General features: G+C 71.0%; 12 protein-coding genes. 7 read left to right on the top strand and 5 right to left on the bottom strand.

What is annotated here, in order from left to right; translation table 11 throughout:
- Nucleotides 1–493: 493 nt before the first annotated feature.
- Nucleotides 494–772: a DUF3817 domain-containing protein gene (locus ACQP2Y_RS41195; RefSeq protein WP_433721760.1), complete on the bottom strand. Its 279-nt coding sequence runs from the start codon at nucleotides 770–772 to the stop codon at nucleotides 494–496.
- A gap of 1 nt (nucleotide 773) precedes the next feature.
- The gene (locus ACQP2Y_RS41190) at nucleotides 774–1,400 is read right to left on the bottom strand and encodes a hypothetical protein (protein WP_433721759.1); all 627 of its coding nucleotides are present in this window, start codon (nucleotides 1,398–1,400) and stop codon (nucleotides 774–776) included.
- A 95-nt stretch (nucleotides 1,401–1,495) separates the two neighbouring features.
- On the opposite strand from ACQP2Y_RS41190, the gene ACQP2Y_RS41185 reads away from it, so the two are divergent.
- On the top strand, nucleotides 1,496–2,443 hold the full coding sequence (locus ACQP2Y_RS41185; protein ID WP_433721758.1) for a GlxA family transcriptional regulator: 948 nt from the start codon (nucleotides 1,496–1,498) through the stop codon (nucleotides 2,441–2,443).
- 10 nt (nucleotides 2,444–2,453) lie between these two features.
- On the opposite strand, the gene ACQP2Y_RS41180 is transcribed toward ACQP2Y_RS41185, so the two are convergent.
- The gene (locus tag ACQP2Y_RS41180) at nucleotides 2,454–2,921 is read right to left on the bottom strand and encodes a hypothetical protein (protein WP_433721757.1); all 468 of its coding nucleotides are present in this window, start codon (nucleotides 2,919–2,921) and stop codon (nucleotides 2,454–2,456) included.
- Nucleotides 2,918–3,412 carry a hypothetical protein gene (locus ACQP2Y_RS41175; RefSeq protein ID WP_433732433.1) on the bottom strand — a complete coding sequence of 165 codons (495 nt, stop codon included), beginning with the start codon at nucleotides 3,410–3,412 and terminating at the stop codon, nucleotides 2,918–2,920. Before ACQP2Y_RS41175 ends, ACQP2Y_RS41180 begins: the two co-directional genes overlap by 4 nt.
- Nucleotides 3,413–3,447: 35 nt before the next feature.
- Between ACQP2Y_RS41175 and ACQP2Y_RS41170 the strand changes: the two genes are divergently transcribed.
- The 4 genes from ACQP2Y_RS41170 (at nucleotide 3,448) to ACQP2Y_RS41155 (ending at nucleotide 7,057) form a co-directional block, all read left to right on the top strand.
- Nucleotides 3,448–3,816, top strand: coding sequence for a zinc-binding dehydrogenase (locus ACQP2Y_RS41170; RefSeq protein WP_433732272.1), 369 nt, complete (start codon nucleotides 3,448–3,450; stop codon nucleotides 3,814–3,816).
- A 33-nt stretch (nucleotides 3,817–3,849) separates the two neighbouring features.
- A complete protein-coding gene (locus tag ACQP2Y_RS41165) occupies nucleotides 3,850–5,016 on the top strand; it encodes a serine hydrolase domain-containing protein (protein ID WP_433721756.1) in 1,167 nt (388 codons plus the stop codon).
- 60 nt (nucleotides 5,017–5,076) lie between these two features.
- Nucleotides 5,077–5,445, top strand: coding sequence for a nuclear transport factor 2 family protein (locus ACQP2Y_RS41160; RefSeq protein ID WP_433721755.1), 369 nt, complete (start codon nucleotides 5,077–5,079; stop codon nucleotides 5,443–5,445).
- 163 nt (nucleotides 5,446–5,608) lie between these two features.
- A complete protein-coding gene (locus tag ACQP2Y_RS41155) occupies nucleotides 5,609–7,057 on the top strand; it encodes a serine/threonine-protein kinase (RefSeq protein ID WP_433721754.1) in 1,449 nt (482 codons plus the stop codon).
- Here ACQP2Y_RS41155 and ACQP2Y_RS41150 read toward each other — a convergent pair.
- Nucleotides 7,041–7,838, bottom strand: coding sequence for a helix-turn-helix domain-containing protein (locus tag ACQP2Y_RS41150; RefSeq protein WP_433721753.1), 798 nt, complete (start codon nucleotides 7,836–7,838; stop codon nucleotides 7,041–7,043). The two genes, ACQP2Y_RS41155 and ACQP2Y_RS41150, sit on opposite strands and share 17 nt — an antisense overlap.
- A gap of 62 nt (nucleotides 7,839–7,900) precedes the next feature.
- Between ACQP2Y_RS41150 and ACQP2Y_RS41145 the strand changes: the two genes are divergently transcribed.
- Nucleotides 7,901–8,707 carry an SDR family NAD(P)-dependent oxidoreductase gene (locus ACQP2Y_RS41145; protein WP_433721752.1) on the top strand — a complete coding sequence of 269 codons (807 nt, stop codon included), beginning with the start codon at nucleotides 7,901–7,903 and terminating at the stop codon, nucleotides 8,705–8,707.
- Between the two features lie 229 nt (nucleotides 8,708–8,936).
- Nucleotides 8,937–12,302 (top strand): CARDB domain-containing protein, encoded by a 3,366-nt coding sequence (locus ACQP2Y_RS41140; protein WP_433721751.1) that lies wholly within the window; start codon nucleotides 8,937–8,939, stop codon nucleotides 12,300–12,302.
- The last annotated feature ends 12 nt before the right edge of the window (nucleotides 12,303–12,314 follow it).

The raw sequence follows: 12,314 nt of genomic DNA, 5'->3' as shown, positions 1-12,314 counted from the left end.
GCGCTGGTCGGACCGGCCGCGCCGGCCGCTCGTGCCGTTTCGGCCGCGCCGACGGCTCCTGCCATGCCAGCCGGACCGACGGCTCCCCCCGCTTCCTCCGTGCCGACGGTTCCGGCCGCCGGTTGTGGGAGCACGCGTCCGGGCTGGTCGGCGCCCGGGTTCCCGGTCTGGGCAGACGGCTGACCGAGCTCCGGGTAACCAGCCGCGGGAGTGGGATCCGGCTGATCAGCCGGGGCGTAAGGCGCCGGATGCTGCATGAAAGGCGCAGCGATCGGCCGCGGGTCGGACGGGTCGCCCGCGGGTGGCCGCCGGGGGCCGGGTGGCGTGGGGACGGTCGGTGGGCGTGCCGGGGTGGCCTGGTGGTCCCGGGGATTCGCCGGCTTCCTGCCGCCGGGCGGGACCGGTCGTTGCTTGGCCATGGCGGGCTCCTGTCGCGCGGACTCTCGGCGCCGGCGAGGTACCGGCCGCCGAAAGGTTCAACGACCCGTCGCGCTCATCGATACATCTCCACTCCCGCCGCCGGCGCCGGACCGCGCCGCAGCCGGCGGATCACGAGCAGGCCGCCGATGCCCGGCACGGCCGCCAGGAGACGGGTACGCAGGTCCCCGGTCACCTGAACGGTCGCCCCGATCACGAACAGATAGGCGCAGCCGTGCACCGGCCCGAGCAGCGACGCGACAGGCGCCCAGTGCACGGTCGCGAGGTTGGTCAGCAGCAGGATCAGGCTGGCCAGCTCGACCAGGGCCGCGATCCGCAACAGTCGGTACGCCACGTCAGACTCCCGTCGTGGAACCGGGCCGGACGATCATCAGCACGACGACCATCGCCCACAGCAGGTTGAAGATTCCGGTGACCATGCCGAGCCAGGCGGCGAGGCGCCGGCCGGTCGTTTCGCCGGCCGCTTGCGGGGCTGCCTCGACCGCGTTTGCCGACGGCGCGGCCGGCGCGGAAGCCGGCGAGGGGACAGGCGCGGAGGTGGGCGGGGAAGGCGGTGCCGCGGCTGGCGAGAAGTCAGGTGCCGAGACCAGCGGGGAGGCGTGCGCGACCACCGGCGGAGCGATCGGCAATGACCGCAGCACGGCAGCCTGACCAGGCAGGACGAAGAAGATCAACATTGCTGCCGCAGCGGCGGTCAGGATGATCGAGATGATCAGCCAGGCGTCACCCAGTACCCCCAGGCTGCTCGCCGTAGCCAGCCCGAACACCGGAACCAGTACGCCCAGCGTCGCGTAGACCCGGCAGATCCGGTGCAGGTTGTGCAGGACCGCCACCCCGCGCGGATCCGTCGGCTCCGCCGAAGCGCGCCGGGTTGCCGCCGGGAACATGCTGGCCGCCACAGTCACCGGCCCGATGGCGATGATCGCGACCAGGACGTGGATCGAGAGAAGCAGTTTTGTCACGGTCGATCACGCTATGCAGACCGCCGAACGGCCGACAGTGGCTGGAACGCCACATGCCAACGGATTCTCGCCACGGCTGGGTTAGGCTCCCCGCCATGCACATCGTGGCCGTGCTCGCGCTCGACGGCGTCGTCGCCTTTGACCTGTCCACGCCCCTGGAGGTTTTCGCACGCACCCGTCTCGCCGGGGGAGAGCCCGCGTACGACGTACGGGTCTGTGCCCCCAAGCCCGAGGTCGACGCCGGGGCCTTTGTGTTGCGGGCACCGTGGGGGCTGGAGGCGCTGGACACGGCTGACACGATCATTCTGCCGGGGCTCGTTGAGCTGGCTGCCGCCGTACCGGAAGAGGTTTTGGCGCGGCTGCGTGCGGCCGCGGCGCGCGGCGCCCGGCTCGCCTCCATCTGTGCCGGCGCTCTTGTCCTTGCCGCGACCGGGCTGCTCGACGGGCGGCGCGCGACCACCCACTGGCTGGCCGCCGCCCAGCTCGCCGAACGCTTTCCGGCGGTTGATGTCGACCCGGACGTGCTCTACGTCGACGAGGGCCAGCTGCTGACCTCGGCCGGAGCGGCTGCCGGGCTCGACCTCTGCCTGCACATGATCCGGCGGGACCACGGCTCCGCGGTCGCTGCCGACGCGGCCCGGCTCTCCGTCATGCCGCTGGAACGTGACGGTGGCCAGGCGCAGTTCATCGTGCCGGAGCGGCCGCCGGCGCCGCGGGGCTCCACCATGGAACCGCTGCTGCGCTGGCTCGACGAGAACGCCGGCCGGGATCTCACCATGGCCGAGATCGCCGCGCACGCCGACATGAGCACGCGCACGCTCAACCGCCGTTTCCGCGAGCAGAACGGGACGACGCCGTTGCAGTGGCTGCACCGGGCCCGGGTCCGTCAGGCGCAGCACCTGCTGGAGACCACCGCCGAGGGCGTGGACCGGATCGGCGCGCGGGTCGGTTTCGGCTCACCCACCGCCTTCCGGGAACGCTTCAAGCGCATCGTCGGCACCAGTCCGCACGCCTACCGCCACGCCTTCCGTTCGGCCGCCTGAAAGCTCTCTCCTAGTCGTTGAGCTGGGCTCTTTCGATCTCACCCAGCGCCAGCGTGATCACCTCCGCCAGCGGCCGCGGCCCCAGCAGGTGGGCGATCAGCAGCGTCGAATGCCGGGCCAGCGCGTCGGCCTTCGGCGCGGGATCCTCGTCGTCGTGCACGCCCAGCGCGCCCGCCAGCAGGACCAGCATCACGTGCGGGTCCACCTCCGGCTGCCAGATCGCCGCCGCCCGGACGCTCTGCTCCAGGACGGCGCGGATGTCGTCGCCGTCCAGGCCGTCCGGGTGGGTCAGCTCCAGCAGCAGGCGCACCGTCGTGCCCAGGATCAGGCCCGTCTGGGCCTGATCCAGCGCGGCCAGCTCATTGACTGCCGAGGTCAGCGCCTCGGCGTCGTGGTCTCGGGCGGCCACGACCGCGGCGTCGGTGGCCGCGGCGATCGGCCGTGCGGGTGCGGGCAGGTGCCGCCACTGGTTGGTCACGCTCCGACGCTAGCGGTCGGGTCCGACAGAACCGGGCCGGGGAAGCGGTCGATGTTGTGACCGTTGACGGTAACCAGGACCACCGGCATAGCTTCGCGGGTATGGCTGAACTCATGCGCGCGGTGGGCTACCGCAAGAATCTCCCGATCTCCGACCCGGCGACACCCGGTCGACGTCAAGGTCCGGGCGAGCAGCGACCCGGGCGGAGAGCCCAAGATCCTGGGGTACGACGCGAGCGGCGTCGTGGTCGCGGTGGGTAGTGCGGTCACGAGGCCGCCGCCCTGCCGCTGACCACCCTGACCGCCTGGGAGGCCCTCTTCGACCGGCTCCGCCTGACCGCCGGCAGCACGGGCACCCTGCTGGTCCTGGGCGCGGCCGGCGGCGTCGGCTCGATCCTGGTCCAGCTCGCCCGCCGGCTGACCGACCTGGAGGTCATCGGCACGGCGTCGCGCCCGGAGTCGCAGCAGTACGTCCTCGACCGCGGCGCGCACCGGGTGGTCACCACCACGAGGACCTCGCGGCCGCCCTGCCCGACGGCGTCGACTACGTCTTCTCCCCGCACTCCAAAGGCATGATCGACACGTTCGCGCAGATCGTGCGGCCGTACGGCGCGGTGGTGGCCATCGACGAGCCGGCCGGGCTGGATCTGCGGCCGCTGAAGTCGAAGAGCATCGCCTGGCACTGGGAGCTGATGTTCACCCGGGCCCTCTTCGACCCGGAGAGCACCGCGCAGCACGACATCCTCCGGCAGACCGCCGAGTTGGTCGACAAGGGTGTGCTGCACACCACTCTGACCCAGCGGATCGACGGCATCACCGCCGAGCACCTGCGGCGGGCCCACGCGATCGTGGAACGCGGCTCCGCGATCGGCAAGACGGTCCTCGCCGGGTTCTGATTTTTGTCGGTGCCGGATGGCAGGGTGGTCGTCATGCAGACCTCGAAGATGCGGCAGGCGATGACGGCACGCGTCGAGCGTGGCGAGTTCCCCGGGATCGTCACGCTCGTCGCGCGCGGCGACGACGTCCGGGTCGAGACGATCGGCTCGACGGCGTTCGACGGTGGCGTGCCGATGCGCCGCGACACCGTGTTCCGGATCGCCTCGATGACCAAGCCGGTGCTCGCCGCCGCCACGATGATCCTGGTCGAGGACGACGTCATCGACCTCGAGGAGCCGATCCACAAGCTGCTGCCCGAGCTGGCCGGCCAACGGGTGCTGGCCCGGATCGACGGCCCGCTGGAGGAGACCGTCCCGGCGCACCGCCCGGTGACGGTGGAGGACCTGCTGGCCTTCCGCAACGGCTTCGGCACCCTCATCGAGCCCACCTTCGACCCGCCGTTCCCGATCGTCCGGGCCGCGGCCGAGCTGAAGCTCGAGCTGGGCCCACCGACTCCGCGGACGCCGCACAACCCCGACGAGTGGATCCGGCGCTTCGGCACCCTCCCTCTGATGTATCAACCCGGCGAGCGTTGGCAATACAACGTCGGCACCCTGATCCTCGGTGTGTTGCTCGCCCGGGCCGCCCGGCAGCCGCTCGGTGACCTGCTGCGCGAGCGCGTGTTCGAGCCGCTGGGCATGACCGGGACCGGCTTCTGGCTGCCGGCCGAGCGGGCTGCCGAGCTCCCGGCCCACTACATGACCGATTCCGCGACCGACAAGCTCACCGAGCAGCTGAGCAGCCCACCCGAGCTGTGGAGCAGCCCGCCGGTCTTCCCGTCCGGCTCCGGCGGTCTGGTGTCCACGGTGGACCAGTTCCTCTCGTTCGCCCGCATGCTGCGGCACCGCGGCGTGCACGGCGGCACCCGGCTGCTGTCCGAGCAGTCCGTCGAGCTCATGACCACCAACAGGTTGACGCCGGAGCAGATCGCCTCCGGCGGCATGCTCCTGTCCGGCAGCGGCTGGGGCCTCGGCATGGCCGTGATCGTGACGCCGCAGGCGCCGGCCACCAGCCCGGGGCAGTACGGCTGGTCCGGCGGCTACGGCACGACCTGGTTCAACGACCCGCACGAGGACCTGACCGCCATCGCGATGACCCAGGTCAGCGACTTCCTGTGGAGCGGCGCCCTTGACGAGTTCCGGCAGGCGGCATATTCGTGAGCGCCACCGGCCGGCCGGCTCGGTAGGCTGACCTGCGGTGTTCCCACGGAAGGGGAGACGATGACCAGCCTCGACGCGGTCACTGCCTGGGTGCGTAACTACCGGCGGGCCTGGGAGTCCAACGATCCCGGGGACATCGGCGGGCTGTTCACCGACGACGCGGCGTATTTCACGGAGCCGTACGCGAAGCCCTGGCTCGGCCGCGACGAGATCGTGGCGCAGTGGCTGCGGGCCCGCGACGAGCCCGGCACCACGACCTTCGAGTGGCACCCGCTCATCGTCACCGAGGACCTGGCGATCATCGAGGCCACCACGGTCTACCGGGAGCCGGCCCGGACCTACAGCAACATGTGGGTGCTGCGGCTGGACAATCAGGGTCAGGCCCGGCAGTTCACCGAGTGGTGGATGAAGCACCCGACGGCGGAGTGAGGCTCAACCGCCGATGGGTTTTCTCCTCATCTGCAAGATCTCCCCGTAATGAGCCGCTCACTTTCCGATTTGAGTGCTCTGGTCGCCGTCCCGGGTGAAGGTGAGCCGCCTTCACCGGCGCCGTACGGTGCGTATCCGCGTCACTGCAGGCAGACTGCCTCGGATGGAGGTGCAGCAGAAGATTCTCGGTGGCCGCTACACGCTGCTGCACGAGCTCGGCCGGGGCGGCATGGCGGTCGTCTGGCGTGGCCGCGACGAGGTGCTCGGCCGCTCGGTGGCGGTCAAGGTGCTCGCCGGCCGGTACGCCGGGAACCCGCAGCTACGGGCCCGGATCCGCGACGAGGCCCGAGCTGCCGCCACGCTGTCGCACCCCAACATCGCCCAGGTGTACGACTTCGGCGAGTGCGACGAACACGGCGTGCCCATCCCGTACGTGGTCATGGAGTTGATCCACGGCAGCACGCTGCACCAGCGGATGAAGGCCGGACCGGTGCCGCCCGGGCAGATCTTCCGGATCTGCGGCCAGGTGGCGGCGGCGCTCGCCGCGGCCCACGCCGACGGTCTGGTGCACCGCGACATCAAGCCGGGCAACGTCATGGTGACCGAGGAGGGCGCCAAGGTCGTCGACTTCGGCCTGGCCGCGGCGGCCGGACCGGCCGATCCGGACGACGAGGTGTTCGGCACGCCCGCCTACCTGGCGCCGGAGCGGCTGACCGGCGGTCCGGTGGAGCCGGCCTCGGACGTGTACGCCCTGGGCGTGCTCATGTACAGGTTGCTGGCCGGCGAGTCCCCGTGGACCGTCGAAAGCACGACGCAGATGCTGACCGCGCACGTCTACGTCGAGCCGACGCCGCTGCCGCCGCTGCCGGCGGTTCCGCCGCAGGTCACCGAGCTGGTGAACCAGTGCCTGCGCAAGGAACCGGCACAACGGCCGAGCGCGGCGCAGGTGGCCACAGTCCTGACCCGGGCCGCTGTCCTGACGCCGCCGCCGTCGCCTTCGCCGCCTCCTTCATCTGCTCCCGAAACGCCTGTCGTCGGGCGGCCCAACAAGCGCCTGATCCTCGGCGGTGTCGCCGCTGCTGCGGTGGTGGCCGGCCTGTTGTGGCTGGTCCTGCCCGGTGGAGCCGAGGGGGACGCCGAGGTCGCGGCGTCTCCGCTGCCGACGGTCTCCGGCCGGTTCGGCACCGGCGCTGCCCCCGGCGGGCCCGGTACGACCGCGCCCCGGCCGGGAACGGTGGCAACGCCCGGCGGTCAGCCCCGCCCCACCCCGTCCGTGACGGCGTCGGCTGCCGTCGTCGTGCCGCCCGCCGAAACCGGCGAGCCGTCCGTGCCCGTGACATCGTCGACTCCGGCGGCCGAACCGACCACGGCGCAGCCGATCGCGAATGTCCGGACGTTCGCGTCCCGCGGCGGGACGATCGAGGCGCGTTGTGACTCTCGAGGCCGGGCGGAGCTGACCTCCTGGACGCCGACGGATCCCTACGAGGTGCAGCGGGTCAACGAGGGGCCGGCCCTCACGGCGGTGATCGTCTTCCGGGACGGCAAGAGCCGGATCCGCATGACGGTGACCTGTGTGGCAGGCACGCCCACCGTCGTCAGCCTGCCGTTGTAGGCGCCAGCCGGGCGAGTGCCGCCGCCGACAAACTGCCCGGCTCGGCCTGGTAGGCGATGATCACCTGGTCCTCGGCGCCGGCCACCACCAGGGCCTGTCGCCGCAACGTGAGCGGACCGACCACCGGATGGTGGAAATGCTTGGTCTCGTCCCGCGCCGGCCGCACGTCGTGCCGCGCCCACCACCGCCGGAAATCAGCATCCCGATCCAGCTCAGCGACCAGTGCCACCAGCTCCGGATCCCCAGGCTCAGCGCCGGCCCGCAACGCCGCGACAGTCTGCGCCGCGATGACCTCCCACTCCGGGAAAAGCTTGCGCACACCCGGCTCCAGGAACATGTCGCGCGCGAGGTTGCGCCCCGCTGAATACATCGGCGACAGCGCCGCGGCCAGCCGATTACCAGCCAGCACGTCCAGGCGCGGACCGCGGACATACGCGGGCGTGCCGGCCCAGTCGTCGAGCAGCCGCTGCACCGCGGGGTCGAGCGGCCGCCGCTCCGCACGAACGGGCGGCTGCGCCAGCGCGTGCAGGTGGGCGGTCGTGTCCGCGTCCAGCCGCAGGGCCCGGGCCAGCGCGTCGAGGACCTGCGGCGACGGGTGCCGGTCGCGGCCCTGTTCGAGCCGCATCAGGTAGTGGGTGCTCACTCCGGCGAGCCGCGCGAGCTCGTCGCGTCGCAGCCCGGCGACGCGTCTGCGGCCGTACGGGATGAGCCCGACGTCCTGTGGCAGCAGCAGTGCCCGGCGCGCTTTCAGGAACTCCCCGAGCGGGTTGCCGTCCACCATCGCTGCAGGGTAGCCCGGCCACGGTACTGGCTATCGCCACCCGCCGGAGCGAGCGTGGAGGCATGAAGACATGGTTCATCACCGGTGCGGCCCGCGGCCTGGGCAACGTCTGGGCGGCCGCGGCCCTCAGCCGCGGCGACCGCGTCGCCGCCACGGCCCGGCACCCCCAAGATCTCAAACCCCTGATCGACGCGTACGGCGACAGCGTCCTCCCGCTCGCCCTCGACGTCACCGACCGCCCAGCGGCGTTCGCAGCCGTCGAGCACGCGGCCCGGCACTTCGGCCGCCTCGACGTCGCGGTCAACAACGCCGGCTACGGACTGTTCGGCATGGTGGAGGAGACCACCGAGGAGCAGGCCCGCGCGCAGTTGGAAACCAACCTGTTCGGGGCGCTGTGGGTGACCCAGGCGGTGCTGCCGATCATGCGCGCCCAGGCGGCCGGCCACATCCTGCAGGTGTCGAGCATCGGCGGCGTCGCGGCGTTCCCGACGCTGGGCCTCTACCACGCGTCGAAGTGGGCGCTGGAGGGACTGAGTGAGTCGCTGGCCCAGGAGGTCGCACCGCTGGGCGTCAAGGTCACGATCGTCGAGCCGGGCCCGTACGGCACCGACTGGTCCGGCGCGTCGGCCGTGCACACCGAGCCGATCGCCGCGTACGAGCCGATCCGGGAGGCGCGCCGGGCGGGGGCGGCGAACCGGGCGCCGAACGATCCCGCTTCGACCGCCGCGGCGATCCTGACCCTGGTTGACGCGCCGGAGCCGCCGTTGCGCCTGTTCCTGGGCTCGTTCCCGTACGCGGTGGCCGAGCGTGCGTACCGCGATCGGCTCGCCACCTGGGAGGCCTGGCGGGCCGTGGCGGAGACCGCCTGATCCCCGCGCTGTGCACATCGGCCCGTCCGGCTCTGCCGGGCGGGCCGATGTCGTATGTGTTTCCGGGCGTTGACGAACCAGTGACGCATCTGCAACATTGAATCCCCCGCCCCGCAAGAACTCGACAGTAGCCGCGTAATTTCCGTGGCGAGTGCCGAAAGATTCGCGTCACTGGTTCGCGGGTTCATCCCCCCTGTCGTTCTCACAGAACAAGGACGCCATGAAACCCATGCAGCTCAGGAGACGGCTGGTCAGCAGCCTCTTCGCGGCCGGTCTCGTCGCCGCCGCCGCGCTCGTCCCCACCCCGGCCCTCGCCGCCGGCGGCCCCAACCTCGCCGCCGGCAAGTCAGCCTCCGCCAGCGGCGCCAACGGCCCGTACGGCGCGGCCAACGTCAACGACGGCAACGCGCAGACCTACTGGGAGAGCCCGTCCAACGCGTTCCCGCAGTGGGTGCAGATCGACCTCGGCAGCGCCGTCGCCATCGATCAGGCTGTCCTGAAGCTGCCGCCCGCGACTGCGTGGGGCGCCCGTACCCAGACGCTCAGCCTGCAGGGCAGCACCACCGGCAGCAGCTTCAGCGTGCTGTCCGGCTCGGCCGGACGGGTCTTCGACCCGGCCTCGGGCAACACCGTGACGATCAACTTCACCGCGGCGACCGTCCGGTACGTGCGGGTGGTCATCACCGGCAACACCGGCTGGCCCGCCGCGCAACTGTCCGAACTGGAGGTCTACGGCGTCGCCGGCACCGACCCGGATCCCGACCCCGATCCGGACCCGCCGACCGGGACGAACCTGGCCGCTGGCAAGCCGATCGAGGCGTCGTCGTCGATCTTCACCTTCGTCGCCGGTAACGCCAACGACAGCAGCCCGACCAGTTACTGGGAGTCCAACGGCTTCCCGGCCACGCTGACCGTCAAGCTCGGTGCCGACGCCGACGTCACGGGCGTTCAGGTCAAGCTCAACCCCGACCCGGTCTGGGGTACGCGTACCCAGAGCATCCAGGTCCTCGGCCGCGCGCAGACCGCCACCGGCTTCACCTCCCTCAAGGCCCGGGCCGACTACACGTTCAACCCGGCGACGAACCAGAACGCGGTCACCATCCCGGTCACCGGCCGGGTCGCGGATGTGCAGCTGCAGGTCTTCAGCAACACCGGCGCGCCCGGCGGGCAGGTCGCCGACCTGCAGGTGCTCGGCACCGCGGCGCCGAATCCGGACCTGGTCGTCACCGCGGCGACCTGGACCCCGGCGTCGCCGAGCGAGGCTGCGCCGATCACGCTTTCCGCCACCGTGAAGAACCAGGGCACCGCGGCCGCCGCGGCGACCAAGGTGGACTTCAAGCTGGGCGGCACCGTCGTGGGGAGTGCGCCGGTGGGCGCACTTGCGGCCGGTGCCTCGGCCACGGTCTCGGCGAACGTCGGGGCGCAGCCGATGGGCAGCTACAGCGTCGCGGCGGTGGCCGACCCGGCCAACACGGTCGCCGAGCAGAACAACGACAACAACACCTTCACCGCGGCGACGCAGCTGGTGGTCGGCCAGGCCCCAGGGCCGGACCTGCAGGTCACCGGCATCACCTCCAACCCGGCGAGCCCGGCCGCCGGTGCCGCGGTCTCGTTCACCGTCGCGGTCAACAACCGAGGCACCTCCGCGGCCGGCGCGTCCAGCACCCGCCTGGTCGTCGGCGGCACCACGCTGACCGGCGCGACCCCGGCGATCGCGGCCGGGGCGACGGCGAACGTGGCGATCGGCGGCACCTGGACCGCCACCAACGGCGGGGCCACTCTCACCGCCACGGCCGACGTGAGCAACGCCGTCGCGGAGACGAACGAGAACAACAACACGCTGGCCCGGTCGATCGTCGTCGGCCGCGGGGCCGCGGTGCCGTACACCGAGTACGAGGCGGAGGCGGCCCGCTACCAGGACACGTTGCTGGAGACCGATCCGCTGCGCACGTTCGGGCACACCAACTTCGCCACCGAGTCCTCGGGCCGCAAGTCGGTGCGGCTCAGCAGCACCGGCCAGTTCGTCGAGTTCACCTCGACCAACCAGGCCAACTCCATCGTGGTGCGCAACAGCATCCCGGACGCGCCGGGCGGTGGCGGCCAGACCGCAACCCTGAGCCTGTACGCGAACGACACCTTCGTGCAGAAGCTGACGCTCTCGTCCCGCAACAGCTGGCTCTACGGCACCACCGACGACACCGAGTCGCTGTCGAACTCGCCGTCGGCCGACGCGCGCCGGCTCTTCGACGAGTCGCACGCGCTGCTGGCCCAGTCCTACCCGGCCGGCACGAAGTTCAAGTTGCAGCGGGACTCCGGTGACAACGCCGCCTTCTACGTCGTCGACCTGATCGACCTGGAGCAGGTGGCCCCGGCCGCGAGCAAGCCGGCCGACTGCACCTCGATCACCACCTACGGCGCGGTGCCCAACGACGGGGTCGACGACTCCGCCGCGATCCAGCGGGCGGTGACCGACGACCAGAACGGCGTGATCAGCTGCGTGTGGATCCCGGCCGGGCAGTGGCGCCAGGAGCAGAAGATCCTCTCGCCGGACCCGGCCCGCGGCCAGTACAACCAGCGCGGCATCCGCAACGCCGTGATCCGCGGCGCGGGCATGTGGCACTCGCAGCTCTACACGACCACCGAGCCGCAGAACGTCACCGGCAACATCAACCATCCGCACGAGGGCAACGTCGGCTTCGACATCGACGACAACACCCAGATCTCCGACCTGGCGATCTTCGGCATGACGACGAACCGGGCCAACCGCGGGCACGGCCTCAACGGCCGGTTCGGCAAGAACACGAAGATCAGCAACGTGTGGATCGAGCACGTCAACGTCGGCGCCTGGGTCGGCCGCGACTACTCGGACACCCCGGCCTACTGGAACCCGGGCGACGGCCTGGAATTCTCCGGCATGCGGATCCGCAACACCTTCGCGGACGGGATCAACTTCTCCAACGGTACGCGTAACTCGAAGGTCTTCAACTCGTCGTTCCGTTACACCGGCGACGACTCGCTGGCGGTGTGGGCCAACCCGTACGTGAAGGACCAGGCGGTCGACATCGCGTCGAACAACCACTTCCTCAACAACACGGTGCAGCTGCCGTGGCGGGCCAACGGCATCGCCATCTACGGCGGCTCGAACAACTCGATCGAGAACAACCTGGTCTCCGACACGATGAACTACCCGGGCATCATGCTGGCCACCGACCACAGCCCGCTGCCGTTCGGCGGGACGACGGTGATCGCCAACAACGGCCTCTACCGCACGGGCGGCGCGTTCTGGAACGAGGACCAGGAGTTCGGCGCGATCACCCTCTTCCCGTCCACCAAGGACATCACCGGGGTGACGATCCGCGACACGGACATCATCGACTCGACCTACGACGGCATCCAGTTCAAGAACGGCGGCGGCAACATGCCCAACGTCGCCATCACGAACGTCCGTATCGACAAGTCGAACAACGGCGCGGGCATCCTGGCGATGAGCGGCGCCCGCGGCAACGCGACCCTGTCGAACGTGACCATCACGAACTCGGCGGACGGCAACGTCGTCATCCAGCCGGGCTCGCAGTTCACCATCGCCGGCAGCTAGCCGGTTCTGTGT

This window comes from Actinoplanes sp. CA-051413, from assembly GCF_050955795.1.
Lineage (GTDB): Bacteria > Actinomycetota > Actinomycetes > Mycobacteriales > Micromonosporaceae > Actinoplanes.
This window is presented reverse-complemented; position numbering and strand designations above follow the sequence as displayed.

What these genes read in the sequence shown, in the direction of transcription:
- ACQP2Y_RS41165 (WP_433721756.1), top strand. Translation starts at nt 3,850, where the DNA reads ATGCAGACCTCGAAGATGCGGCAGGCGATGACGGCACGCGTCGAGCGT.
- ACQP2Y_RS41145 (WP_433721752.1), top strand. Translation starts at nt 7,901, where the DNA reads ATGAAGACATGGTTCATCACCGGTGCGGCCCGCGGCCTGGGCAACGTC.
- ACQP2Y_RS41155 (WP_433721754.1), top strand. Translation starts at nt 5,609, where the DNA reads ATGGAGGTGCAGCAGAAGATTCTCGGTGGCCGCTACACGCTGCTGCAC.
- ACQP2Y_RS41150 (WP_433721753.1), bottom strand. Translation starts at nt 7,838, where the DNA reads ATGGTGGACGGCAACCCGCTCGGGGAGTTCCTGAAAGCGCGCCGGGCA.
- ACQP2Y_RS41140 (WP_433721751.1), top strand. Translation starts at nt 8,937, where the DNA reads ATGCAGCTCAGGAGACGGCTGGTCAGCAGCCTCTTCGCGGCCGGTCTC.
- ACQP2Y_RS41160 (WP_433721755.1), top strand. Translation starts at nt 5,077, where the DNA reads ATGACCAGCCTCGACGCGGTCACTGCCTGGGTGCGTAACTACCGGCGG.
- ACQP2Y_RS41185 (WP_433721758.1), top strand. Translation starts at nt 1,496, where the DNA reads ATGCACATCGTGGCCGTGCTCGCGCTCGACGGCGTCGTCGCCTTTGAC.